The 23,531-nt window shown below is 72.4% G+C and carries 22 protein-coding genes and 1 pseudogene; 10 read left to right on the forward strand and 13 right to left on the reverse strand.

Annotated features, from left to right (window positions below; all coding sequences use genetic code 11):
- Window positions 1-7: 7 nt before the first annotated feature.
- Window positions 8-883, reverse strand: coding sequence for an NmrA family NAD(P)-binding protein (locus tag OV079_RS31500; RefSeq protein WP_267772795.1), 876 nt, complete (start codon window positions 881-883; stop codon window positions 8-10).
- A gap of 77 nt (window positions 884-960) precedes the next feature.
- Between OV079_RS31500 and OV079_RS31505 the strand changes: the two genes are divergently transcribed.
- Window positions 961-1,911, forward strand: a complete 951-nt coding sequence (locus tag OV079_RS31505) for a LysR family transcriptional regulator (protein WP_267772796.1) — start codon at window positions 961-963, stop codon at window positions 1,909-1,911.
- 457 nt (window positions 1,912-2,368) lie between these two features.
- On the opposite strand, the gene OV079_RS31510 is transcribed toward OV079_RS31505, so the two are convergent.
- Window positions 2,369-4,705, reverse strand: a complete 2,337-nt coding sequence (locus OV079_RS31510) for a DUF4215 domain-containing protein (RefSeq protein WP_267772797.1) — start codon at window positions 4,703-4,705, stop codon at window positions 2,369-2,371.
- A 336-nt stretch (window positions 4,706-5,041) separates the two neighbouring features.
- Between OV079_RS31510 and OV079_RS31515 the strand changes: the two genes are divergently transcribed.
- Window positions 5,042-6,310: an alpha/beta hydrolase gene (locus tag OV079_RS31515; protein WP_267772798.1), complete on the forward strand. Its 1,269-nt coding sequence runs from the start codon at window positions 5,042-5,044 to the stop codon at window positions 6,308-6,310.
- A gap of 51 nt (window positions 6,311-6,361) precedes the next feature.
- Here OV079_RS31515 and OV079_RS31520 read toward each other — a convergent pair whose 3' ends face one another.
- The 5 genes from OV079_RS31520 to OV079_RS31540 form a co-directional block, all read right to left on the reverse strand.
- Window positions 6,362-6,871, reverse strand: a complete 510-nt coding sequence (locus tag OV079_RS31520; protein WP_267772799.1) for a hypothetical protein — start codon at window positions 6,869-6,871, stop codon at window positions 6,362-6,364.
- Window positions 6,855-7,067, reverse strand: coding sequence for a hypothetical protein (locus tag OV079_RS31525; RefSeq protein WP_267772800.1), 213 nt, complete (start codon window positions 7,065-7,067; stop codon window positions 6,855-6,857). The genes OV079_RS31520 and OV079_RS31525 overlap by 17 nt, the downstream gene beginning before the upstream one ends.
- 21 nt (window positions 7,068-7,088) lie before the next feature.
- Window positions 7,089-7,691, reverse strand: coding sequence for a pyridoxamine 5'-phosphate oxidase (gene pdxH, locus OV079_RS31530; RefSeq protein WP_267772801.1), 603 nt, complete (start codon window positions 7,689-7,691; stop codon window positions 7,089-7,091).
- Between the two features lie 63 nt (window positions 7,692-7,754).
- Complete coding sequence (locus OV079_RS31535) at window positions 7,755-8,762, reverse strand: Ig-like domain-containing protein (protein ID WP_267778695.1); 1,008 nt, start codon at window positions 8,760-8,762, stop codon at window positions 7,755-7,757.
- Window positions 8,763-8,898: 136 nt separating this feature from the next.
- Window positions 8,899-9,030 carry a hypothetical protein gene (locus OV079_RS31540; protein WP_267772802.1) on the reverse strand — a complete coding sequence of 44 codons (132 nt, stop codon included), beginning with the start codon at window positions 9,028-9,030 and terminating at the stop codon, window positions 8,899-8,901.
- 172 nt (window positions 9,031-9,202) lie between these two features.
- On the opposite strand from OV079_RS31540, the gene OV079_RS31545 reads away from it, so the two are divergent.
- Both OV079_RS31545 and OV079_RS31550 read left to right on the forward strand, forming a co-directional pair.
- Window positions 9,203-10,801 (forward strand): PEGA domain-containing protein, encoded by a 1,599-nt coding sequence (locus OV079_RS31545; RefSeq protein ID WP_267772804.1) that lies wholly within the window; start codon window positions 9,203-9,205, stop codon window positions 10,799-10,801.
- 110 nt (window positions 10,802-10,911) lie between these two features.
- Window positions 10,912-12,192, forward strand: a complete 1,281-nt coding sequence (locus tag OV079_RS31550) for a pectin acetylesterase-family hydrolase (protein WP_267772805.1) — start codon at window positions 10,912-10,914, stop codon at window positions 12,190-12,192.
- 217 nt (window positions 12,193-12,409) lie between these two features.
- On the opposite strand, the gene OV079_RS31555 is transcribed toward OV079_RS31550, so the two are convergent.
- Window positions 12,410-13,378 (reverse strand): carboxylesterase family protein, encoded by a 969-nt coding sequence (locus OV079_RS31555; RefSeq protein WP_420829439.1) that lies wholly within the window; start codon window positions 13,376-13,378, stop codon window positions 12,410-12,412.
- A pseudogene (locus OV079_RS54600) lies at window positions 13,288-13,949 on the reverse strand (carboxylesterase family protein); the annotation flags it as partial. The gene OV079_RS31555 and the pseudogene OV079_RS54600, both read right to left, overlap by 91 nt.
- Window positions 13,950-14,393: 444 nt before the next feature.
- Here OV079_RS54600 and OV079_RS31565 point away from each other — a divergent pair.
- Complete coding sequence (locus OV079_RS31565; RefSeq protein WP_267772807.1) at window positions 14,394-14,639, forward strand: hypothetical protein; 246 nt, start codon at window positions 14,394-14,396, stop codon at window positions 14,637-14,639.
- A gap of 112 nt (window positions 14,640-14,751) precedes the next feature.
- On the opposite strand, the gene OV079_RS31570 is transcribed toward OV079_RS31565, so the two are convergent.
- A complete protein-coding gene (locus OV079_RS31570) occupies window positions 14,752-15,948 on the reverse strand; it encodes a DmpA family aminopeptidase (RefSeq protein WP_267772808.1) in 1,197 nt (398 codons plus the stop codon).
- A gap of 304 nt (window positions 15,949-16,252) precedes the next feature.
- Here OV079_RS31570 and OV079_RS31575 point away from each other — a divergent pair, with 304 nt between their 5' ends.
- Complete coding sequence (locus tag OV079_RS31575; protein WP_267772809.1) at window positions 16,253-16,531, forward strand: hypothetical protein; 279 nt, start codon at window positions 16,253-16,255, stop codon at window positions 16,529-16,531.
- 119 nt (window positions 16,532-16,650) lie between these two features.
- Here OV079_RS31575 and OV079_RS31580 read toward each other — a convergent pair whose 3' ends face one another.
- The gene (locus OV079_RS31580; RefSeq protein ID WP_267772811.1) at window positions 16,651-17,115 is read right to left on the reverse strand and encodes a hypothetical protein; all 465 of its coding nucleotides are present in this window, start codon (window positions 17,113-17,115) and stop codon (window positions 16,651-16,653) included.
- Between the two features lie 75 nt (window positions 17,116-17,190).
- Here OV079_RS31580 and OV079_RS31585 point away from each other — a divergent pair, with 75 nt between their 5' ends.
- The 4 genes from OV079_RS31585 to OV079_RS31600 all read left to right on the forward strand — a co-directional run bounded on the left by OV079_RS31585 (window position 17,191) and on the right by OV079_RS31600 (window position 20,578).
- Window positions 17,191-18,114: an alpha/beta fold hydrolase gene (locus OV079_RS31585; RefSeq protein WP_267772812.1), complete on the forward strand. Its 924-nt coding sequence runs from the start codon at window positions 17,191-17,193 to the stop codon at window positions 18,112-18,114.
- Between the two features lie 317 nt (window positions 18,115-18,431).
- A complete protein-coding gene (locus tag OV079_RS31590; RefSeq protein WP_267772814.1) occupies window positions 18,432-18,872 on the forward strand; it encodes a hypothetical protein in 441 nt (146 codons plus the stop codon).
- 137 nt (window positions 18,873-19,009) lie between these two features.
- Window positions 19,010-19,309: a hypothetical protein gene (locus OV079_RS31595; protein ID WP_267772816.1), complete on the forward strand. Its 300-nt coding sequence runs from the start codon at window positions 19,010-19,012 to the stop codon at window positions 19,307-19,309.
- Window positions 19,310-19,765: 456 nt separating this feature from the next.
- Complete coding sequence (locus tag OV079_RS31600; RefSeq protein ID WP_267772817.1) at window positions 19,766-20,578, forward strand: hypothetical protein; 813 nt, start codon at window positions 19,766-19,768, stop codon at window positions 20,576-20,578.
- 116 nt (window positions 20,579-20,694) lie between these two features.
- Here OV079_RS31600 and OV079_RS31605 read toward each other — a convergent pair whose 3' ends face one another.
- Window positions 20,695-21,543: a tetratricopeptide repeat-containing protein gene (locus OV079_RS31605; protein ID WP_267772818.1), complete on the reverse strand. Its 849-nt coding sequence runs from the start codon at window positions 21,541-21,543 to the stop codon at window positions 20,695-20,697.
- Window positions 21,531-23,507, reverse strand: coding sequence for a serine/threonine-protein kinase (locus tag OV079_RS31610; protein ID WP_267772819.1), 1,977 nt, complete (start codon window positions 23,505-23,507; stop codon window positions 21,531-21,533). Before OV079_RS31610 ends, OV079_RS31605 begins: the two co-directional genes overlap by 13 nt.
- Window positions 23,508-23,531: the final 24 nt, after the last annotated feature.

Genomic DNA, 23,531 nt, shown 5'->3' on the forward strand with positions numbered 1-23,531 from the left:
GACCGCCCTACGCCTGCGCTTGCGATCGAGACAGCAGCCCGCGCAGCGTCTCTTCGATCGACGTCTGCGACGCCACGTGGCGCCGCCCGGCCTCCCAGGCGATGCGCCCATCCATAAAACCCGTCGTCATCTCCTGAAACAGCGCCGCGGCCGGCGGCGGCACCCCGAGCCCGCGCAGCGTCGCCGCCTGCTCCGTCGCCGGCAGGGCGACGAGCGCGGGCCGCTGTCCGGTGATCCGGCCGATCGCGTCGGCGATCTCGTTCCACGTCACCGGCGAGCCGAGTTCGACCACAGCGCCGTCCTCGGTCGGACCCTCGCGGAGCAGCGTCGCCGCCAGGGCTCCGATGTCGCGCGTCGCCGCCGACTGCAGCGGGAAGTCGGGCGGGAAGAACGTCACGAGCTTGCCCTCCGCGAGCGTGCCCAGCGACGCCGCGACGTTCTCGTGGAAGTATCCCGGGCGCAAGAACGTCGCCCGCGTGCGCGACATCCCGCGCAGCGCCTGCTCGCCGCGGTGGACCCCGACGATCGGCCCGGTCCCGGACGGCTGACTCGCGCCGATCGACGACAGGAACACCAGGTGCGGCAGCGCGACCGCCTCCGCCGCCGCGCGGAACGCCGTCAGCAGCCCGGCCTGCCATCCGAACACGTCCGGCGCCGTCAGGTTCGGCGGCAGCAGCACGTAGGCGCCCTTCGCCCCGGCGAACGCCCGCGCCAGCGCCTCCGCGTCCCCCAGATCGGCGACCGCCACCTCGGCCCCGCGGGCCGCGAAAGCCGCCCCCTTCGCCGCCTCGCGCACCACGACCCGGACCCGCTCCCCCCGCGAGAGCAGCGTCTCCGCCGCGACCTTGCCCGTGTGCCCCGTGACTCCGCTGATGACGTACATGATCGTGCTCCTTGCCTCCGCGGCTCAAGCTAACGCCGCCGGCGACATGCTCCCAGTGCAGCATGTACACTCGCGGCATGCACGGCATGCACGACGAACCGAACCTCGCCGCGCTCGACCTCAACCTGCTCGTCGTGCTCGAGGCGCTGCTCGCCGAGCGCCACGTCGCCCGCGCGGCGGGGCGGGTCGGCCTGTCGCCCTCGGCCACCAGCCACGCGCTCGCCCGCTTGCGGCGGCTGCTCGGCGACCCCTTGCTCGTGCGCGACAGGCAGACCCTCGTGCCCACGGCGCGCGCCGAGGCCCTCGCGCCGCGCCTCGCCGACGCCCTCGCCTCGGTGCGGTCCGTGCTCGCCCCGCCGCCCGCGTTCGATCCGGCCACCGCGCGGCGCAGGTTCGTGCTCGGCCTCGCCGACTACGCCCAATTCATCCTGCTGCCGCCGCTGCTGACGCGCCTCGCCGAGACCGCCCCCCACATCGACCTCGTCGCGCGCGACTTCCCCGTCGAACGGCCGCTCGAGCGGCTCGACGAGCTCGACGTCCTCGTCGCCCCCGACCGCAGCCTCGCCCGCGCCGACCCCCTCGGCCCGCACGCCGGCGCCGGCCTCCGCGAGCGCCGGCTGTTCCGCGAGCGGTTCGTCTGCCTCGCCCGCCGCGACCACCCGCAGATCGGCAAGAAGCTCGACCTCGCCACCTTCGTCGCCCTGCCGCACGCCTTCATCGCCCCCCGCGGCACCCCCGGCGGCGTCGTCGACGACCTCCTCGCCGAGCGCGGCCTGTCGCGCCGCGTCGCCCTGATGGTCCAGCACTTCCTCGTCGCCCCGCACGCGATCGCCGGCTCCGACCTCGTGATCACCCTCGCCGAACGGGTCGCCCGCGCCTTCGCAACCCACCTGCCCCTGACGATCCACGAGCCGCCGCTGCCGATTCCGCGGTTCTCCATGCACCTCTACTGGCACGAGCGCCGCCACCTCGACCCCGCGCATCAATGGCTGCGTCAACAGCTGCTTGCGATCAGCAAGGAGCTCTGAGCCTCCGCGGAGCGCATACCTGACTCTGGCCTTGCCGGTTCAAGCTTCATGCTCCGTTCGTCCGGCTCGCCTGCCAGCCCGCGCAAAGGCATGAACTCGACTCCTCGCACGATTTGGCTCCCGGCGCTACGTGGCCGAGGAGTGACAGAAGGTTCGCCAAGTCGGGCGCTTCGCTCGGTCGATTCGATGGATCCTCGTCGAACAACGACAGCCGGACACATCACCGCCGTCGATCCTGCGCGAGCAGAAGTGGGCTCACTCTTTCGAGCACGACCTTGATGACAATGGCGACCCACAGTCGACATGCGACGTGGCGACTCGGTTAGACACGAGCAGCCCCTGCTCGTCAACAACGGTGCGACTATGTTCAATAAAGCAGGCGCGATAAAACCGTATCGAATACCCCGACCGCTCGAGCTTCCGAGCACGCGCTCGGAAGCTCAGTCGTGCATTCGGCTCACTGCTCGAAGCAGTACAGCCGCTGCATCGTCGAGCAGTTGGACGCGAACACCACCGACCTGGCGCTCCAGTTGAAGTCGATGGCGTTGTTGCGGCCTTCGTAGCCGATCACGGCGAAGCCGCCGCTGGCGGTCCAGCCGCTGCAGTCTTCGTTGAGCGAGGTGCCGTTCTCGGACGTGCCGGTCCAGATGTCGGCTTGCGGGGACATGTCGCCGAACTCGTTGATGTTGATCGGCACGTCGATGGTGCCGTCGACGAGGTCGGCCCAGGTCTGGGCGACCTCCTGGCCGTCGAGGCGGGCGTAGCGGGTGGTCGACTTGATGAAGCGGCTGGCGGGGTTGCTGGTGTTGTTGCTGACCCACGCGTCCCAGGTGCCGCCGAGGCCGGCCGCGTTGGCGCGGGCCTGGCACTTGGCCTTGGCGCCGGCGATGCCGCCGAGGTTGCCGTTCCAGCTGGTGCTGGTGTTGAACACGCGCTTCGGCTTGGTGCAGTTGGCGTTGCAGAGGTCGCCGTTCTGGGTGTTGCCGTCGTCGCACTGCTCGGCCGGCGCGGGGCTGGCCTTGAGGAAGCCGTCGCCGCAGGTCGCGGTCTTGCAGGTGCTGAGGCAGGCGTCGGTGTTCGAGCCGTTGCCGTCGTCGCACTGCTCGGTGCCCTGCTTGAAGCCGTCGCCGCACTTCGGCAGGAGGCAGGCCAGGGTGCAGGCGCCGGTGTTGCTGTTGTTCGCGCCGAGGTCGCACTGCTCGGTGCCCTGCTTGATGCCGTCGCCGCAGGTCGCCAGCTTGCAGGCGTTGGTGCAGGTGTCGTTGTTGATCGCGTTGCCGTCGTCGCACGCCTCGCCGGGGCCGACGAAGCCGTCGCCGCACACCTGCTTGGTGCAGTTGGCCTTGCACGCCTTGGTGTTGCCGTTGTTGGCGCCGTCGTCGCACTGCTCGACGCCGGTGCGGATGAAGCCGTCGCCGCACACCGCGTTCTTGCACACGAGCGTGCAGGCGCCGGTGTTGCTGTTGTTGTTACCGAGGTCGCACTGCTCGCCCTTGCTGACCTGCTTGAAGCCGTCGCCGCACACCGGGAGCAGGCACAGGTCGGTGCAGCCGTCGTCCTGGTTGCCGTTCTTGCCGTCGTCGCACTGCTCGGCGCCGTCCTCGACGCTGTTGCCGCAGATCTCCAGGACGCAGGTGGCGCTGCAGCCGTCGTCGTCGACGTTGTTGCCGTCGTCGCACTGCTCGCCCGGGCCGGGGTCGCCGTCGCCGCACACGTTGGTCTCGCAGTTGGCGTTGCACGCCTTGCCGGGCCCGTTACCCTCGCCGAGGTCGCACTGCTCGGGGGTCATGCCGAGGGTGTTGACGAGGCCGTCGCCGCACACGTTCTCCTTGCACGAGGTGGTGCAGTCGCTCTGATCGGAGTTGAGGTTGCCCTCGTCGCAGGCCTCGTTGTTGACCATCTGCGTGAAGCCGTCGCCGCAGGCGGCCGCGGTGCACGAGGCGGTGCAGGCGTCGGTGTCGACCATGTTGCCGTCGTCGCACTGCTCGGTGGCGGCGACGATGCTGTCGCCGCAGGTGGCGAGGGCGCAGGCGTTGGTGCACTCGTCCATGTCGTCGTCGTTGCCGTCGTCGCAGGCCTCGCCGGGGCCGACCTTGCCGTCGCCGCACACGTTCGGCTCGCACTCGCTGGTGCACGGCTTGTCGTCGCCGTTGTTGGCGCCGTCGTCGCAGGTCTCGCCGGGGCCGAGGATGCCGTCGCCGCACACGTTGGCCTCGCACGCGGCGGTGCAGCTGCTGTCCGGGCTGCCGTTGTCCGGGCCGTCGTCGCACGCCTCGGTCGGGCCCTTGTCGCCGTCGCCGCACACGTTGGGGGTGCAGTCGGCCTTGCACGCCTTGCCCGCCCCGTTGTCGGCCCCGTCGTCGCAGCCCTCGCCGCCCTCGACGACGCCGTCGCCGCACACCGCGTTGACGCCGGTGGTGTTGCCGTCGGTCTCGGTCGCGGTCCCGTCGGTCTCGGTCGCGGTCCCGTCGGTCTCGGTGCCGGGGTTCGTCGTCGAGTCCGTGCCGGGGTTCGTCGTCGAGTCCGTGCCGGGATTCGTGGTGCTCGTATTGGTGTCCGTCCCCGGGCCGGCCGTCGTGTCGGTGTCGGTGCCGGGACCGATGCTGGTCGTCGGTACGCTGGTGGTCGTGCCGGTGGCCGAGTCGGTGGCGGGCGAGGTCGTGGTCGGCGACGTGTCGGTCGTCGGCGTCCCCGTCGAGCCCAGGGTCCCGCTGCCCTCGGAGTCGCTGTCAGAGTCGCTCGACGCGGTGGCCGAGTCGTCGGTGTTGCACGCCGCGAAGGTGAACAGATTCACGCACAACAGGGCCGTGGAGGTGGACAGACTATGTTTTTTGAGACGCATGCTCGCGATGGTTACGCACCGGCCCCCGAACCATCAACCGCAAAGCTGATTCATGCATCAGTTCGATTGTGCGCATGTGCCTGCTGCGCGGCCCATCGGCGCGCTCGTACGCGCTGCGACGCGTTCATCACGCGAGTACGCGGTCCGCTTGCGGGGACCCACGCCGCAATCTCGGGCGATCGAAGCGTGAATCGTACCTGTCCGCGGAGACATGTTGTCGCCTGGATGCCACGTTGACAGCGGCGGTGCTCCTGTGGTGCCGTGACGCGCGGTTCCAGGAGTCCCCCGATGCGTCGCCTTCTCGCGCTGACCCTCTTCACTGTCGCCTGCAACGGCTCCGGCGGCGCCGCCACCGAGACCGACGCGACGACCACCACCACCGGCGAGACCGCCGCGACCGCGGACAGCGACGCGACGGCGTCGACCGGCGCGCCCACCACCACCACCGCGCCGACGACGACCACCGAGACCGACACGTCGACGGGCGACGACACGACCGGCGCCGGCGCCGAGGTGCCCGGCTGCGCCGGCGGCTCGTTCTTGCCTGTCCCGAAAGACACGTCACTTCCGGGGCCGTGGCCGGTCGGCGCGCGCACCGTGACGATCGGCGGCCTCACGGTCGAGGTGTGGTACCCGGCCGAGCTCGGCAGCGAGGCCGGGCAGGAGAAGATTCGCTACGACATCCGCACCGGCCTGCCCGACGCCGAGCAGGGCAAGGTGCCCGACGCCGACAATCCGTGGCAGGACTGCGAGTGCTGGCAAGGCCTCCCGCTCGACGCGGACCACGGCCCCTACCCCGCGGTGATCTTCGTCCACGGCACGGCCGGGTTCCGCTCGCAGTCGCTCGAGCACATGGTCCACTGGGCCAGCCGCGGCTTCGTCGTCCTCGCCGCCGACCACCCGGGCCTGTGGCTCAAGGACCTGCTCGGCTCGCTGTGCGGGGCGCCGATGGTGCCGCAGAAGCTGGCCGACGACATCGGCGAGATCGTCGCGGCGCTGGCCGCCCCGGCCGGCGACCTCGCCTTCATCGCCGGCCACGTCGACGCCGAGCGGCTCGCCATGGCCGGCCACAGCGCCGGCGGCGGCGCGATCGCGGACGCGGGCGGCTCGGCGCGCGTGCTGATCCCGATGGCCGCCGGCGGCGTCGAGGCCGGCGCGGCGCTCGAGTCGACGCTGATCTTCGGCGCGCTGTCCGACCAGGTGGTGGCGTACTCGAAGCAGCAGGAGGGCTTCGAGAGCTCGCCGGCGCCCAAGCGCCTGGTCGGCATCGCCGACGCCGGCCACCTCGCCTTCTCGAGCCTGTGCTCGCTGAAGAATTCCGAGGGCCAGGATTTTCTACAAATCGCCCAGGCCAACGACGTCTGCGGGGCGCAGTTCGCCAGCCTCCTGTTCGACTGCAGCCCCGACTACACGCCCGACACGACGAGCTGGGAGATCACCCAATACGCGTCGTCGGCGGTGCTCGAGTCGGTGCTCCGCTGCACCGACGCCGCCGACAATTCTAATGAGTTGCAGGCGAAGTTCCCCGAGGTCGCGGGATTTCAAGAAGCGCTGTGAGGTCGCACCCGCGACGCGGCGCGCACTCGTCGATATGTCTCTGCGGACATATCATCCGTGCTCGCCGCGCGGCGGTCGCGGCTCGTTGCGCAGGCGGTCGCGGATCGCCCTGAGCTCGGCGACGACCAGCAGGTCCTTCGGGCGGCCGACCGACTCCTTGATCGTGATCAGGTGGTCGAGCGAGATGACCTTGCAGGTCGCGCCGAGGAACTCGAGCGGTTCGGCGGCGCCGACGATCTCGGCCACGCTGGCGATCGGCGGGACCTCGCCGAGGACGTCGAGCCGGCCGCTGTCGGTGACGAGGTAGAGGTTGCGGTAGCGGGCGAGCTGCTCCGGCGTCGCGTCGAGCTCGCCGAGGTCGGGTCGAGTCGCGTTGCGCGGGTGCAACGGCCGCAGCGCGGTGAGGAGCCGGGCCATGTTGTCGGCGGTGAACACCGCGGCGACGTCGAGGTCGTCGGTGTTGCGCGCCGAGCCGTGGACCGCGGCCGCCACCCCGCCGACGATCACGAACTCGAAGCCGGCGGCGAGCAGGCGCTGCAGCAGGTCAGGCGTGTCTTGCACGATTCAGTCCTGCGCGCAGCAGCGCGATCGCTTGCTGCGTGCGGTGCTTTTGCAAGATCCGCTGCTCCGGCGTGAGCGCCAGGTTGCGCTCCAGCTCTGCCACGTCGATCCCCAGCTCGATCGCGCGGTCCCAGTCCGGCCCGTAGCTGGGCCAGTGCGCGCGGAAAACCGGACGGAGGTCGATCGGGGCGTCCACCGCGCCAGAGTAGCACGGCGCTCAGGGCGCCAGCAGGGTGAAGCTCCAGCCCTTGTCGGTGCGGCGGTAGACGAAGCGCTCGTGCAGGCGGCCGTCGTGGCCGACCCAGAACTCCCACGCGTCGGGCTCGACCGCGTAGCCGCCCCAGTGGGCCGGGCGCGGCACGGGGGTGTCGCCGAGCTCATGGGCGAGGTGCGACACCCCGTCGAGCACCGACTGGAAGTTCTCGATCGGGCGGCTCTGCGGCGAGATGATCGCGCCGAGCTGGCTCAGGCGCGGGCGCGTCGCGAAGTAGGCGTCGGACTCTTCGCCGGGCAGGCGGGAGACCGTCCCCTCGACGCGGACCTGCACGTAGAGCGTCGGCCACCAGAACAGCAGCGCCGCGCGCTGGGTGCGGTCGAGCTCGCCGGCCTTGCGGCTGTCGTAGTTGGTGAAGAAGCGCAGGCGTCCGGCCGGGTCGAAGCCCTTGAGCAGGACCATGCGGGCCGACGGCCGGCCGTGCTCGTCGGTGGTGGCCAGCGTCATCGCCTCGGGCATCGCCATCCCGGTCTTGGCCGCCGCGGCGAACCACTCCTGGAACAGGTCGAGGGGCTGGAGCTCGGGCTCGGGCTTGCGCACGGTCATCGCGCGAGGTTTAGCGCGAAACGCCGGGCCCGGCGCCCGCCCCGGCGGTGAGTCAGCGCTCGTTCAGCCCCGCGCGCGTCTTGCTCTTCGGACATGGCCCATCCACCATGTCCCGAAGACCAGCCACAGAAGCCCGCCGCGGCCCCCGCCGCTGCGGCACCCGCAGCCCTCGCCGCCCCCGGTGCCCTCGCCCTCGACCGCGAGCACCACCGGCTCGGAGCGGGTCACGTGGCCGGCCGCGTCCTCGGCGATCGCCACCAGAGTGTGGCTGCCGGGCGCGAACTCGGCGGCGCCGAAGCGCCACTGCGGCTCCTCGTCGCGGGCCTGGACCTCGCCGTCGATCTCGAGCGCGACCTCGGCGACGCCCCAGCCGACGTCCTCGGCCCGGGCCACCACCTCGACGACCGCGGTCGGCCCCGGCTGCGGTCCGGGCTCCGGGCTCGTGATCGCCACAGTCGGCGGGGTGTCGTCGGGGCTGGCGTCGAACGCGGGGCCGCAGCTGGTGCCGGCGGGCCCGGCCGGGGCGGCGGCGCAGGAGTCGGTCCAGGTGCCGACGCCCGCGCTGTTCGCCCGCGCAAAATGGTCGCAGCGGAAGTCGGGCCGCCAGCTGCCGTCGCTCGCGTGGCACGGGGTGAGGTCGAGCTCGGCCTGTTCTTCGAGCCAGGGGATGGCCCGCTCGGCGTAGGCGTAGTGGCCGATCCCGCCGCAGCCGGCCGCGTGGACCGAGGCGACGCCGAACACCCGCCAGGTGTCGTCGGCGGCCCTGAGCAGCGCGGGGCCGCCGGAGTCGCCGGCGCACACGCCCGGCTCGCCGAGGCCGCCGACCTCGAAGTAATCGCCGAGCACCAGCCGCACCGGCGCGGCCGCCCAGCGCTTGGGGCCGTCGCCGGTGCCGGAGTCGGTCTCGCCGTAGCCGACGATCACGGCCGCGGCCTTGGGCTCCAGCAGCGCCGCCTCGCAGCCGAACGCGATCGGCAGCGTCGGCACCGGCGCGGGCTCGGCGAGGCGGCAGAAGGCGAAGTCGACGGCCTCGCTGCCGAGCCCGCCGTAGTCGGGGTGGACGCGGCAGATCCGGGCTCGACGACCTGCGCGGGGGCCGTGGCCGACTCACCGAAGCCGACCTTCATGCCGGTCGCGCCGCAGTGCGCCGCGTACAGCACGAGGCGCGGATGCACGAGCGCGCCGGTGCAGCGGGTGCTGCCGTCGCTCAGCGAGACGACCCCGGGAAGGCGCAGATCTCGACCTCCTCGCCGCCGAAGATCGGGCTCGGAGGCGCCTCCGTGGAGGCCCGCGCGCCCGCCGCTCGCGCCTCGCCGGCCAGCGCCACGGCCACGCTCATCGCCGCCGAACACACCCAGCCTCGCCCGCCTCGCAGCATCGCGCGCGAGGATGACACATGAGCTTACCGGGGGGCAGCGACGGCGCGACAATTGCTGCCGCTGCGCGACGGGCGAGCGTATCATCGCGCGGCCGGCCGCGGCCGGACGACCCCCCGCCGCTCGGAGATGTCGATGCCCGTCAGCCTCTCGTGGCTCCTCCTGACCCTCGCGACCGCCGCGGCCGCCGAGCCCCCGGCCACGCCCCCGACCTCCGAACCCGCGCCCGCCGCCACGCCCGCGCCCGCCTCCACGCCCGCCGAAGCCCCCGCGACCGCCAGCGACGCCGACGCGCGCGCCGAGCAGGCGGCAGCGCTGTACGGCCAGAAGAAGTACCTCGAGGCCGCACAGCTGCTCGAGGACCTGTGGGCCAGCGTGCACGAGCCGCGCGACCTGTTCAACGCCGGCCTCGCCCGCCTCGCCCTGGGCCACCGGGCGCACGCGATCCGCTACTGGGAGATCTACCTCCAGCAACAAGGGATCCCCGAAGACGGCCGCGAGCAGGCCGAGAGCCGCAGCAAGAAGGCCCAGGCGGCCGCGACCGGGGTGCTCGTCCGCGTCGCCCCGTCGGCCGTGGCCGAGCTCGGCGCCACGCTGACGCTCACCCGCGTCGACGAGGACAAGGACAAGCGCCCGCCGCTGGTCTTCGAGCTGCCGCCGCGGGCCCCCGAGTTCAGCGCCGGCGGCAAGACGATCTACGTCGACCCCGGCAAGTGGCAGCTCAAGATCAGCGCGCCGACCTACGCCGCCTCGACGCGCGACCTGACCATCAAGCCAGGTGCGGCGGGCTTCGTGCTCGACGTGGCGCTCGCCAGCGACCCGGCGTTCCGCGCGGCGACGTTCCAGGTCGGCCCGAACGAGGCGATCGCGGCTGGGGCGACGGTGTCGCTGCGGAAGATGCAGCTGAACGCCGAGCCGGTGCCGTGCCCGCTCGACGGTCAGGGCCGCTGCGCCGTCCGCATCGAGCCCGGCGACTGGGAGGTCACGGTGCAGGCCCCCGGCTATCAGCGCTACGTCGAGAAGGTCACCCTCGGCGCCCAGCCGACGGCCACCTTCGCGGTCGCCCTGGCGCCCTCGCTGACGCCCGCGCCCGCGCCCACGCCCGCGCCCGCGGAGGCCGGCGCGACGCCCCCACCCGCGCCCGAGGTCACCCCCGCGCCGCCGCCGGTGCCCGAGCGCGTGCCGAAAAAGACGCGCATGCGCCTGTCGACCGGCCTCATCGTCTCGGGCGTGCCGGTGTTCATCACCGGCCTCGCGCTCGCGGTCCACGGCAGCAACGTCTACGACGAGAAGAAGCTGACGAAGGTCGCCAACGGCGAGCTGCTGCCGGCGATCCGCCTGCGCTCGGCGGGCTCGGGGCTGATGGGCGTGGCCGTGGGCCTGTGGGCCACCGGCCTGACCGCCGAGTACGACGTGAAGCCGTGGGTGTGGTGGACCGAGCTCGGCGTCGGCGCGGTCGCGCTGCTCACCGGCGGGGTGTGGGGCGGCGTCTCGACCGGGCACTGGAACGCCAACGACACCGCGTCGCTGGTGTGCACCAACAACGAGGGCATCGACTGCTTCACCGCCCATCGCCTCGCCAGCGGCTTCTTCCTCGGCCTCGGCGCGGGCGCGGTCGCAGGCGCGACCACGGGTCTGCTCGTGCAGCGGTTCAGCATGAAGAAGCAGCGCGTCAGCTTCGCGCCGACCTTCGGCAGCGGGCAGACCGGCTTCGTCCTTCAAGGGCGGTTTTGAACGCTCGCAGCGTGTGAGTCTAGGCCGGCGCGGGCAGGCGGTGGTGCGACCCGCCGCCCTGCCGCTCGGCTAGCATGACGCGATGCTGACTCCCGTTCGTCGCCTCGCCGTTGCACCTCTGTGGATCTGCGCGCTCCTGCCTGCCTGCGGCGACAGCGGCGGGGTCGCCGGCAGCGACAGCGAGACCGCGGGCACCAGCGAGGCCACGACCGACGGCGGCACCGACGGCACCGCGACCGACGACCCGCCCACCAGCGCCGGGCCGTCCACCACGCACGAGCCGAACCCCACCACCACGGATCCGACCACCACGGACGACACCACCGACGGCACCACCGCGGGCACCACCGACGGGGCCACCGACGGCACCACCGGCGACCCCGCCGCCCTCGCCGTGGGACGGCGAGCCGCTGCCCGACGCGCCGCCCGGCGAGTGGAACTGGATCGACTTCCCCGAGGCCCTGTGTCGCGACGGCAGCAGCACCGGCATCGGCGTCCGCTACGGCACCGGCGACGGCCTCGTCATCTACTTCCAGGGCGGCGGCGCCTGCTTCAACGCCCTGACCTGCGCCCAGAACCCGTCCAGCTTCGACGGCGGCGACTTCGACGGCAGCAACAACGGCATCTTCGACCCCGGCCCGCAGAACCCGGTCGGCGACTGGACGCACATCTTCGTGCCGTACTGCACCGGCGACGTGCACGCGGGCAACCGCCCCGATCAGGACTCGGAGGCCGGCGTGCAGCAGTTCGTCGGCTTCCGCAACGTCGCCGCCTACCTCGAGCGCATCGTCCCGACCTTCACCGACGTCGGCCACGTGCTCGTCACCGGCGAGAGCGCCGGCGGCTTCGGGGCCGCCTTCAACTACGACCGGATCGCCGACGCCTTCCCCGAGGCCCGCGTCACCCTGCTCGACGACTCCGGCCCGCCGCTCGGCTTCGAGGTCGCGCCGCTGTGCCTGCAGCAGAAGTGGAGCGACCTGTGGGGCTTCGACGACACGATCCCCGCCGGCTGCGAGGACTGCTTCCCCAGCCAGGGCGGCGGCATCATCAACATCGGCGCCTTCATCGCCCAGAAGCACCCCGACCAGCACCTCGCCCTCATCTCGTCGACCGGCGACTCGGTCATCCGCTTCTTCTTCGGCTTCGGCGGCAACGACTGCACCGCCCTGCTGCCCAACACCCCGCAAGCGGCGTTCGAGGCGGCCCTCATCGACGCCCGCGACAATTATTACAACGAGCCCGCCGGCGTGTGGGGCACCTTCTTCGTCGACAACAGCGAGCAGCACACCTTCCTCAGCAGCAGCCTGTACTCGGCCAAGGTCGGCGACACGCCGCTCATCGACTGGGTCTCCGACCTGATCGCCGGCCAGGCCGTCCACGTCGGGCCGTGAACGGCTGATCTCTCGCCGCGGCATGCCGCGCGGGGCGTGCCGCGGCGGTCCGCGGCATGGACTTATGGACATGTCTCCCTGGACATGTCCTTGTGGCCTCATCGATCGGCGCCGTCCGTTCGGCCGGGCCGTGCGTCTCGCGGATGCTCCTCCGGACATGTCTACATCGACATGTTCCACTGCACATCCTTCAGGAACACGCGACCTGTCCTTCGATTCATGGCGTCAGCCCGAGCGCCGCCAGCTCGGCGCAGCGGCCGGCGTCGACGTCGGCGGTCGTCGCCGGGCTCGCCCGGACCTGCATCACCGCGCCGTCGCTCGCGTGGGCCGGCCAGCCCTCGCCCGGCGCGCCCTCGCGGGCGAAGCGGCCCCACGCGTCGCGCATGAAGGCCGACACCTGCTCGTCGGCCGCGGTCGCGGCCACGCCATTGGGCAGGGCGTCGAGGTTGCCGAACACGTAGGCCACCTCGAGCGCGTGGAACGAGCCGGCCGCGCCGGCCTCCCCGGCGAGCGTGTGGGCGAACAGGTACGACCAGCTCGGCTGCGGCGCGGCGGCGGCGAGGGCCAGGGCCGGGCAGACGAAGGTGCGCTCGCCGAGCAGGGCCGCCAGAGCCGGCCCCGGGCCGCCGAAGCTCGCCGGCGGGTAGAGCTCGAGCAAGGCCTCGGCCAGCTCGCCGAACAGGAGGCCGAGGATCGCCTTCAGCGCGGCCTCGTCGGCGACCGGCAGCACCGCGGGCAAGGGCCCGAACTCCTGCGCGTTGGCGCCGACGAGCAGCGGGACCCGGGGCGCGTCGCCTGCGGCGATGCGCGTGAGCGGCTGCTCGGGCAACAGCGCGTCGCCGACCACGGGGCCGATGCTGACCGGCTCGAGCAGGTCGAACTCGCCGACCGCGGCGACCAGCGCGTCGGCCGGGACCGCGCGCAGACAGGCGAGCGGATCGGCCTCGCCGGCGCAGCCGACCGTTGCCACGATCTCCGCGCCCGCGGCCGCGGGTCGCGGTCCGGATCGCCGAGCATCGGCAAGCTGCTCGGATCGCCGCCGCTCTGCACGATCGCCGCGTGGTAGAGGCCGTCGGCCGCCGGCGAGCCGAGCAGGCAGGTCACCGAGGCGCCGCCCGCCGACTCGCCGAACAGCGTGACGCGCCCCGGGTCGCCGCCGAAGCCGGCGATGTTGGCCTGCACCCATCCGAGCGCGGCGATCTGGTCGCGCAGGCCGAAGTTGCCCGCGGCGCCCGCGTCCGCCAGCTCCGGCGCCGCCAGCCAGCCGAGCGCGCCGAGGCGGTAGTTCAGGCTGACGACCACGACCCCCTGCTCGCGCGCCAGGGTCGCGCCGTCGTACATCGGCTCGCTGCTGGCCCCGCCCACGAAGCCGCCGCCGTGGATCCACACCATCACCGGATGCGCGGCGTCGTCGTCGGGCGCCCAGACGTTGAGAGTGAGACAGTCCTCCTCGCCGCTCGCCTCGCCTTCGACGATCTGCGGGCAGCCCGGGCCGAATGCAGCGCCTCGCGCGGCCCGTCCCACCCGGGATGCGGCGCCGGCGGCTCGAACCGCAGCGGCCCCACCGGCGGCGCGGCGTAGGGGATCCCCAAGAAACTGCGCACGCCGTCCTGGACGCGCCCCTGCACCGCGCCGGCCTCGGTGTCCACAAGCGACGGATCGCCGGCCGGCTCCTCGCCGCCACCACACCCGACGAGCGCAAGGCCCAACATGAGTCCGCCGATCCGGCGCGCGGTCGTGACATTCGAGGTCGTCATCGCGACTGAGACTGAAGCGCCTCGCCGCCTCGCGCAATGTTGCAATCTGCCTCACGGGGTTTCTCTCAACGCGACGTGGGGGATCTTCGAGGGCCCCTTTTAAAAGGGCCTGGCCGATCGTTCAGGTCACACGCAGCACCGGCGAGCCCGCGCAGGTCGACGGCTCACCGTCCGCACGCAAAGTCGTCGCTATCCCGACGTGGGGAGCTTTTCGCCACCTGGCCGATCGTTCAGGTCAGCGGATGTCCCGCTCGCGTGCGACCCCTGGCTGGAAGACTGTCCCGAGGGCCAGAAGTGCGCCGCCTACGACGACAGCGGCAACGGCCAGACCTGGACCGCCTATCAGTGCGTGCCGATCGCCCCGCAGCCGGCGCAGCTCGGCGAGCCGTGCAGCGTCGCCGCTCCCCTGACCTCCGGCCTCGACACCTGCGACGAGCACCTGATGTGCTGGGACCTCGACGACCAGTCTTCGACGCCTGCGAATTCCTCAACGTCTGCGACCCCGGCCTCCTGTGCCTGCTCCCCGCCGTGGCCGTCGAGTGCGACCAGGACGCGCCGGGCTGCTGCATGCCCTACTGCGACCTCGGCGAGCCCAACACCTGCCCCGGCGCCGGCCAGGAGTGCCTGCCCCTGCTGGAGGAGCCGACGCCGAAGTACGGGAACCTCGGCGCGTGCTCGGTGTGGCAGTGAGTGAGGCGGCGATCATGTGCCCGATTCGACATGTTTTAAAGAACATGTCGAAAGATACAGGCCAGCAATCGTGCCCGGCAGGGGCGACGCGACGCCCCCGAGCGGTCACGGCTCAGCGGGCGCGGCTATCGGTCATGCGACCGTACTTCTTCAGCGCCGCCCGCAGGCGCGCGTGCGGGAGGGCGTGGGCCGTCGAGCCGCGGACGCCGGTCATCGTCTCGGCGGCGGTCAGCGCGTTGACGATCGCCTCCTCCGTCGCCTGCACGGTGGCGGTCAGCAGCGGGTCGAGCGCGTCGTTCGGCACGAACGCGGCGCGGGCCAGGCCGTCCTTGGCGGCCGCTGCGTCGGCGTTGGCGGTCGACAGCGCCAGGAAGATGTCGCCCGAGGCGTTGTGGGCGGTCCCGCCGACCCGGCCGATCCCGAGCGGCACCCGTCGAGCGAGGCGCTTGAGCTGGTGCGGGAGCAGCGGCGCGTCGGTCGCGACGATGACGATGATCGAGCCGTCGCGCGCGTCGGGCTCGCCGCGGACCGGGAGCAGGTCGGCGATCTCGCGACCGACGGGGACGCCGGCGACGACCAGCTCGGGGCGCCGGCCGTAATTGGCCTGGACGAGCACGCCGACGGTGTGGCCGCCCGCTTCCACCGACAGCCGGCGCGACGCGGTGCCGATGCCGCCCTTGAACTGATAGGCCATCATGCCGGTGCCGCCGCCGACGTTGCCCTCGGCGACCGGCCCCGGCGCGGCGCTGTCGAGCGCCGCGAACGCGTGCTCGCGGGTGACGTGGAACCCGTCGACGTCGTTGAGGAAGCCGTCGTACGTCTCGCCGACGACCGGCAGGCCGAGCTCCCACGCCGCGTCGGTGCCGGGGAAGCGGGCGATGCCCCACGCGACGATCGCGTCGCGCACGACCCCGACGCTGTTGGTGTTGGTCAAGAGGACCGGCCCGCCGAGCAGGCCGCCCTCCTCGATCCACGTCGTGCCCGTCATCTCGCCGTTGCCGTTGAGCGCGAACCACCCGGCGAAGGTCGGCACGAGCGACCGCTTGCCGCGCGGGAGGATCGCGGTCACGCCGGTGCGCACCGCGTGGTCGCCGGCGCCGGTGATGATCGTGGCGTGGCCGACCTCGAGGCCGGCCACGTCGGTGATCGCGTTGTGCGGCCCGGGGGTCCCGTCGAACGGCACGCCGAGCGCACGCGCGCGGGCGCCGTGCTGCCGCTCCTCGGTCACGGCCGCGCCGGCCGGTGCGGCGTGGACCGAACGCGGGCGACAGCCGAGCAGCGCCACGACGAGCAGCAGCGCCGCGGTCATCGCATGTCCGGACGCGCGCGTCCTCGTGGGCGTGCGCCCCGGTGCGTCACGCCGCGAGGCAGCGCCGCAGGCGAGGCCGGCAGTCGCGGTGGGGAGGTGCTTGTGCCTTTGTCCCATACTCGAGCGAGCGAGCAGAGCGCGGACTGTCCCTGAGGCCGCGTCCTCCTCGCGCTCGACGATAGCCGAGGTCGTCGCGAAACCCAACGACGGGTCGAGTCGGCCGTGGTCGGGCCGCGGCTTCCGGCGTAGCATCGCTCGAGTGCCGCTCCCGAGCCTCCGAAGGTCGTCCGTCCTGCTGGCTGTCGTGGCAGCGCTGGCGTTCCCCGGGCTCGCGGTCGCGTGCTCGGGCCCGGGCGCCAGGGAGGCGATTCTCCACGCGGAGCAGCTGGGCCTGGTCTCGTGGCTCACCACCGCGGTGCTCGCGGGCGGCTCGGCCTCGATCCCCCGAATGCGCGCCCGTGGCTGGCGTACGCAGGGGCCGCTGCTCCTGCTGGCGGTCCTTCACCCGGGCTGGTGGATGAGCGCTCGCTCCGGGATTGCGGGCAGACGCTGGTCGTGGGCTCGGCGATCGTCACGGCGCTGACCCTGCTGGTGGCCGGATTCCTGCTCTGGCGCCCGCGCGCCAATTGAGGCGGGCCGCGAAGCCCCCACCACGACCGGCGACCGCTGCCGGCGGCGAGCGGGGCGTGCATGCGCAGGCTCCTAGCTCGGCAGCCGGCACACCCCGTAGTCGGCCCACATCGGCGGCACCTCGTCGCCGTCGAACACCGGCGCGCAGACCTCGGACGAGCTGCCGCACTGGGCGCTGGTGTCGCTCACCTCGCACAGCGAGCTGCAGCAGGACGAGGCGTCGCAGCTGCCGAGCACGACCGAGGGCAGGCACACGAGGCCCGGGCTGCACTCGCCGGCGGCCTGGCACGGGTCGCCGGGCGCGCCCTCGACGAACACCTCGATGCACACGAAGTCGTCGCCGCTCAGCGAGCACGCCTGTCCGTCGGGGCAGTCCTGGCTGAGCGGGTCGCACTCGACCGTCGGCGGCGGCTCCTCGACCTCGCCGGTGGTGCCGGGCGAGCCGCCGCCGCCGTCGGTGGTCGGCCCGTGCTCGAACTGAATGCAGCCGCCGGCGAGGGACAGCGCGAGGACTGCGACGAGGCGCGGTTTGGCCATGGCCGCGAGGGTAACGCGAGCAGGGCCGCCGCGGGCGGACGGTGATCCGACCTCGAGGCGTGGTAGTGTGCGCGCGTGAAGCACGAGACAGAGGCCCTCTCCGGCGACGGCGTGACCACTCACGTCCACGTGTGGACCCCCGACGACGGCCAGCCGGTGCGCGGCCTGGTCCAGGTGCTGCACGGCCTGGCCGAGCACGCCGGGCGCTACGAGGGCCTCGCGGCCGGTCTGTGCGGGGCCGGCCTGGCGGTCGTGGCTCACGATCACCGCGGCCACGGCCACACCGCCCCCGGCCCCGACGAGCTCGGCTTCTTCGGCGACAGCGGCTGGGCCGGCGTGCTCGCCGACTCCGCGCGCGTGCGCGCCCACGCCCGCGCGCGCTTCGACGACGTCCCGTGGGCGCTGCTCGGCCACAGCATGGGCTCGGTGATCGCGCTGCACGACCTCGCCAGCAGCGGGGCGCGGCCGGCCGCGGTGGTGCTGTCGGGCGCGACCGGCAAGGTCGGCGCGCTGCTGCGGATCGGGCAAGGCCTCATCCAGGTCGAGCTGCGCCGGATCGGCACGCGCGGCCGCAGCAAGCTGCTCAACGCCACCGCGTTCGGCACCTACAACCGGGCCTTCCGCCCCAACCGCACCGAGTTCGACTGGCTGTCGCGCGACCCGGCCCAGGTCGACGCCTACGTCCACGACCCGCTGTGCGGCTTCCTGCCGACCACCTCGCTGTGGCGCGACCTCGTCGGCGGCCAGGCCCGCCTGCAGACCGCCGAGTTCCTGTCCCGCCTGCCGCGCGTGCCCTACTCGGTGGTCGGCGGCGACCTCGACCCGGTCGGCGGCAAGGGCCGCCAGGTCCAGGCCCTGGTCGCGATGATGCGCAAGCTCGGCCTCGAGGTCGACCTGCACTTGTGGCCAGGCGGCCGCCACGAGATGTTCCACGAGACGAACCGCGACGACGTGGTCGCCGACACGACGCGGTGGATCGCGGGCAAGCTCGCGGCCTGAAGCGAGCGCGGCGCGACGAGCCGTCCCGCGAGACGGCTCTCCGCCGGCTCGCGGTCTCCGCCGCAGCGCGGAGCGAGCTGTCCTTCGAGACACCTCTGACGGCCGCTCGGCCATGAAGTCCTCGCGCGGGGGTGCCACGATATGTCTTTCGAGACAGCTCCGCGGCGACCGGACCGGCGCTCCATCCGGAAGATGTCCTTCGCGCCATCCTCCGCCGCGCTCCGCGACTCCGGGCGCGCCCACGTCCGCGATCGCGACGCTCGGAGGTCCGCGCCGAGATCGTGGGCGGTCGTCCCCGACGCGAGCCGGCGCGGCTCGTGCTACCTTGCGGGCCGCGTGCGTCGCTGCCTCGCGCTCCTGCTCGTCCTCGCCTCGGCCTGCACCGAGGAGGGCGTGGGCACCATCTGCCTCGACCAGCCGAGGCCGCGGCGTTCCAGGACGGGGACGACTTCACCTTCCGCGTCATCCTCGAGGAGTGCATCAGCGCGTGCGCCCGCCTCGTCAAGACGTCCTGCGAGGTTCAGGTCGAGGGCACCACGATCTACCTCGAGGCGCGCGGCTCGTACCTCAAACCCGGCCCTGCGGCGCCATGCGTGACGCTGTGCGCCGAGTTGAAGGCCGAATGCGTCGTCCCCGACCTGGCCCCCGGGACCTACGAGATCCGGGCCGGCGCCAACTCGATGAAGCTGGCCCTCCCCGCCACGGGGCCGATCAAGCTCGACTCCGGCTGCGGCTACTTCGAGGCAGACGGGTCGTAGTCGTCGCGCGGCGGGGCCCGCGGCCGGTCGCCGATTCGCGCCCACAAGCGCTTGTCTGTCCCCCTGCCCCAAGCTAGAAAAACGACCGTGTCCGCGCTGCGCAAATCGCGCCACCATCCAAGGCGCGCCATGCGCTTTTGCTGACGCTGCTGCACCCCACTTGCGACGCGCAGCCATTTACCGAGCCGCTTCTAGCCGTTATTCTTCCTATCGTGTTCACGGCCAGCGAACAGTGCGCCCTCCTGGACGAAATGAGGCGCATCGTCCTGGAAAAAAATCCCCGGGCGTTGCCACTGGTCGAGCTTGCGGCGTCCGCGCCGACCGTTGCGGTGGAGAAGCATCCGCTGGGCATGCTCGCCGTGCATTTCAAGCTGCCAACGAACTCGGTTCGCCTCCATATTGGACACCGGCGACCGCCTCTTTTCGGGACGAACTGAGCCAACTTCACGATCACGTTTGGCACTTGGAGAGCCACGTCTTGCGAGGAAGTGTCTCGCATGAGGTCTACGACCTAGTGGACGATGAATCTGGGAATGAGGTGTGGGTCCATGACTACGAGCGCTGCTCGCTCCGGCCGCTGGGCCGCAGGGCTCGTCTTGTTTCCAAGCGCTTCACGCAAATCGGGGCTGGCCAAAGCTATCTCCTACCTGCCGGTGTTATCCATCAGACCCGTCCGGCCGAGAGCAACACGGTTACGCTGGTGCGAGCCACTCCCTCGGGACGCACTCAGGCAAGGATTATTGGAAGCTTAGGGCCAGACACCGCACGAGACGCGACCAGAGCCACCGCGACCATTGCTCGCGCAATTCAAGAACTGCGCTGCTAAGCGCGGAGGAAATGTGGATAGAATCCTAGCGGACAAGCGGCTGCGTGCACTGTGGCTAATGGCTTTCTTGGGTTTCATCACCGTCGCATTGCTGGTGAGAATCCTACTCGACATCTGGTGGCCGGACACCAACGTTCTTCATCTTCCGAAGAGGATTCTTGAGGGGCTCGTTTCCAGCGCTATCGTTACATTTGGACTTGGTTTGGTCGTCCACTTTGGGACTCGCCAACTGCGAAAAGCAGAGCAAGAGATACAGGTTATCCCCGCAGTCGACATTCACGAGCTCTTCTCTCGGGCGCAACGGGAGACGACGACTTGGTACTTCAAGGGTGGGCTTGGACGATATCTCACCGCAACTGCACTTCCGCAGGTGCTGAAGAATAAGCGCAGCGGCTACCGATTTCGGGCCTACATCGTGGACCCCTTCAACGTCGATCTGTGCAAGGAGGTAGCGAAATGCCGAAGACATATCAACTCAGCCAGAGTACGCATTGAGACACTCACCACTATCGTGGAGTACGTGAGGCAGGTTCACGATAGGCTCCCTTCCATTGAAACTGCCCGCTGCGGCCTGATTGATGATTTCGCCCCACTGCGAACAGATCTGACGGACATCGGGGCAATCCTTACCCACGACAACCCCACCGCCCCCGCGGTGTTTCACAAAGACAAGAGCCTCTTTTGCGAGGGGATTCGCCAGGAACTCACGACGGGACCAAACAGTTACAGGGAGTTTGACGTCCGCATTCTAGCGAAGGCTTTAGACGGGGATGCTTGCGAGGCTAAAAAGCTTACAAATGACTATGTCCGGCGAGTTCTTGCAGCGGTCGTAACGACGCTGGACGCGGTGCGCCCCTCCACGAGGACCAGAAGCAATTGACGACGACGAGGTAGCTGCCGTGGTTGCTTGCGCGAATGGGCGCACGTCTCCTTACTAGGAAGACTGTCTCCTCACCGCGCTAGCGAGTCGGCGGCGCCGGTCTCTCCGGCCCTTCGCTAGCCCCGCGGTCGCGGCAGCGGGTGGGCGGCCAGCCAGGCCTCGATCTCGGCGAGCATGCGCTCGCCGCCGCTCCACTCGCGGAAGGTCGCGGCCGCCTGCTCGGCCAGGCTGCGGGCGCGGGCCCTGTCGCCGCCGCCGTCCCACAGCGCGCGGGCCAGCTCTTTGCGGGCGGCGGCCAGGTAGCGGGCGTCTCGCGGGCGGCGCTCGAACAGCGCCAGCGCCTGCTCGAGCGGCGCGATCGCCTCGGCCGTGCGTCGGAGCGCCATGAAGGCGATGCCCACGCCGGTGAGGTAGGTGCCGGTGTCGGGGTGGTCCTCGCCGAGGGTCGCGCGCTGCACCTGCAGCGCCCACTGCAGCTGGGTCAGCGCCTCGGCCGGGCGCTGGCTGTTGATCAGCAGCGCCGCGAAGTTGTAGGCGACCTTGGCGGCGTCGGGGTGCGGCTTGGCCTGGCGCGTGTAGATCTGCAGGGTCGCGCGGTAGGCCTGCTCGGCCCGCGCGAAGTCGCCGCGGACCATCTCGAAGTTGGCGAGGTTGCCGAACGCGGCGGCGGTGCTGAGGTGGAGCGGGCCGTGGACGCGCAGATCGATCGCCAGGGCGCGGCGCAGGGCCGCCTCGGCGCCGGCGACGTCGCGCAGGTCGAGCAGCGAGGTCCCGAGGTTGTTGGCGAGGTCGGCCACCGCCGGGTGGTCGGCGCCGAGGTGCTGCTCGGCCAGCGCCAGGGCGCGACGGTACTCGGCGACCGAGGCCTCGTGCTGGCCGAGGTCGAAGAAGCTGCGGCCGTACTGGCGCAGCGCCGTGAGCAGGCGCGGGTCGGCGGGCTCGGCGTGCTGCGTCAGCGCGGCCACGGCCTCGCGCAGGCGGGCGTTGGCGCCCTGGAATTCGCCGAGCTGCGCTCGGCGAGCGCCGCGGCCAGCTCGAGCTCGGCGCCGAGGAGCGCATCGTCGCCGGCGCGGGCGAACGCGGCGCGGGCGTGGGCGACGGCGCGGCGGGCCTCGTCGGGGCGGGCCAGGTCGTCGGCCAGCAGGGCGGCGAGGCCGAGCCACGCGCGCGTGGCCGCCCGGTCGTCGCGCGCGGCCTCGGCCGCCCACAGCGACTGGTACCAGGCCTCCTCGGCCCTGGCGGCGTCGGCCAGGCCCTGGCGCGCCTCGCCGACCACGCGCTGGGCCGCGGCGGCCAGGGCGTGCCAGCCGCGGACGCGCGCCGTCGCGCCGGCGCTGTCGGCCGCGGTCTCGGCGGCGGCGAACCGCCCGGCTTGCACGAGCGCCGCCGCGCGGTCGACCTCGGCGCGGCCGCGGCGGGCGTCGTCGTCGTCGCCGTCGCCGGCCTGCGCCAGCGCGGCCGGGTCGCGGCAGGCCGCCGGCTCGGGCAGGTCGTGGGCGATGGCGACCGCCGCCTCGACCACGTCGCGCTCGCCGGTCTGCAGCAGGCGCACGCGCTCGCGCAGGGCCGCGCGCCGGTCGTCGAGGCAGGCGGTCCGCCGCGCCAGCTCGGCCTCGGTCTGGTGGCCGTAGACGCGGGTCGCCTCGCAGGCCGCCCGCCGCTCGCCGTGCCAGCGCGCGGCCCAGGCGTCGAGCGCGGCGACGGTGGTCGCGGCGATCGTGGTGGCGAACGGCAGGTTGCTGGCGTGGAAGCCCTGCCGCAGCGCCCGCGCGGCCTCGCCGTCCCACACCCCGGCCAGGAGCGACGGATCGTCGCGGCACAGCTGCGGCGGCGGCGGGTCGGGGCGGGTCCACACGAGCGCCAGCGCGGCCGCCAGGGCCACGCCGCCGGCCGCCAGCAGGGTCCCGCGGCGGCGGTGCAGGCCGCGCTCGCAGGCGTCGATCAGCGCCGGCATGGCGGGGAAGCGCGCCGCCGGCTCGTCGGCGAGGCCGCGCAGCAGCACCTGCCGCAGCCACCGCGGGAACGCCCGCCCGCCGCTCGGCGCCGGCGCAGGCTCGGGCGCCGGCGCCCCGCGCCAGGTGGTGTCCGGCAGGCGGTACGGCGCGCCGGCGAGCGCCTCCCACAGCGCGGCGCAGAAGCTGTACTGGTCGGAGCGGGCGTCGACCGGCGCGCCGCGCCACTGCTCGGGGGCCATGTACGCCGGCGTCCCGACCAGCGCCCCGGTGGCCGTCAGCGACGCCGACGCGGCCCGCTCCGGCGCCTCGGCGGGGCTCGCCTCGCCGGCGACCGCGAGGCCGAAGTCGACCACGCGCACCCGCCCGTCGGGCCCGACCAGCGCGTTGCCGGGCTTGAAGTCGCGGTGCACCACCCCGGCCGCGTGGGCGTGCGCGAGCCCGCGGGCGGCCTGCAGGTACATGTCGACGACCGCCCGCCACGGCCGCGGCTGCTCGGTCTGCCAGCGCGCCAGGGTCGGCCCGGGCACCAGCTCCATGGCGATGAACACCTCGCCGTCGGCCTCGCCGACGTCGTAGATCGGCACGACGTTGGGGTGGGAGATCCGCGCCAGCACCCGCGCCTCGCGGGCCAGCCGCTCGCGCAGGTGGGCCGCCCCGCCGAACGCCTGCGGCCGCACCAGCTTGAGCGCGACCTTGCGGTCGAGCTCGGGATCGTACGCGGTGTGGACGACGCCCATGCCGCCGGCGCCGCGCACGTCGAGGACGAGGTAGCGCCCGCACGTGCTGCCCCGCGCGCGCAGCCGCGGGCCCTCGGGCGCGTCCGCGGCGGCCGGGGCGATCACCCGGGCGAGGGCCGCCAGCGCCTCGCGGCAGGCGTCGCAGCCGTCGAGGTGGGCCTCGAAGCCGGCCGCCGCCGCCCCGGTCAGCGCGCCCTCAAGATAGGCGGCGAAGGTGCTGTCGTCAGGGCAATCCACGCCCGCCGCGCTTATACCCCGCCG

The organism is Nannocystis pusilla (assembly GCF_026626665.1).
Lineage (GTDB): Bacteria > Myxococcota_A > Polyangia > Nannocystales > Nannocystaceae > Nannocystis > Nannocystis pusilla.

Bases quoted from the DNA above. Each gene is read 5' to 3' on its own strand.
- OV079_RS31570 (WP_267772808.1), bottom strand. From the start codon at position 15,948: ATGACCGCGGCGCTGCTGCTCGTCGTGGCGCTGCTCGGCTGTCGCCCG.
- pdxH (WP_267772801.1), bottom strand. From the start codon at position 7,691: ATGACCGTGCGCAAGCCCGAGCCCGAGCTCCAGCCCCTCGACCTGTTC.
- OV079_RS31555 (WP_420829439.1), bottom strand. From the start codon at position 13,378: ATGGGTGCAGGCCAACATCGCCGGCTTCGGCGGCGACCCGGGGCGCGT.
- OV079_RS31540 (WP_267772802.1), bottom strand. From the start codon at position 9,030: ATGAGCGTGGCCGTGGCGCTGGCCGGCGAGGCGCGAGCGGCGGGCGCG.
- OV079_RS31545 (WP_267772804.1), top strand. From the start codon at position 9,203: ATGCCCGTCAGCCTCTCGTGGCTCCTCCTGACCCTCGCGACCGCCGCG.
- OV079_RS31505 (WP_267772796.1), top strand. From the start codon at position 961: ATGCACGGCATGCACGACGAACCGAACCTCGCCGCGCTCGACCTCAAC.
- OV079_RS31515 (WP_267772798.1), top strand. From the start codon at position 5,042: ATGCGTCGCCTTCTCGCGCTGACCCTCTTCACTGTCGCCTGCAACGGC.
- OV079_RS31580 (WP_267772811.1), bottom strand. From the start codon at position 17,115: ATGGCCAAACCGCGCCTCGTCGCAGTCCTCGCGCTGTCCCTCGCCGGC.
- OV079_RS31500 (WP_267772795.1), bottom strand. From the start codon at position 883: ATGTACGTCATCAGCGGAGTCACGGGGCACACGGGCAAGGTCGCGGCG.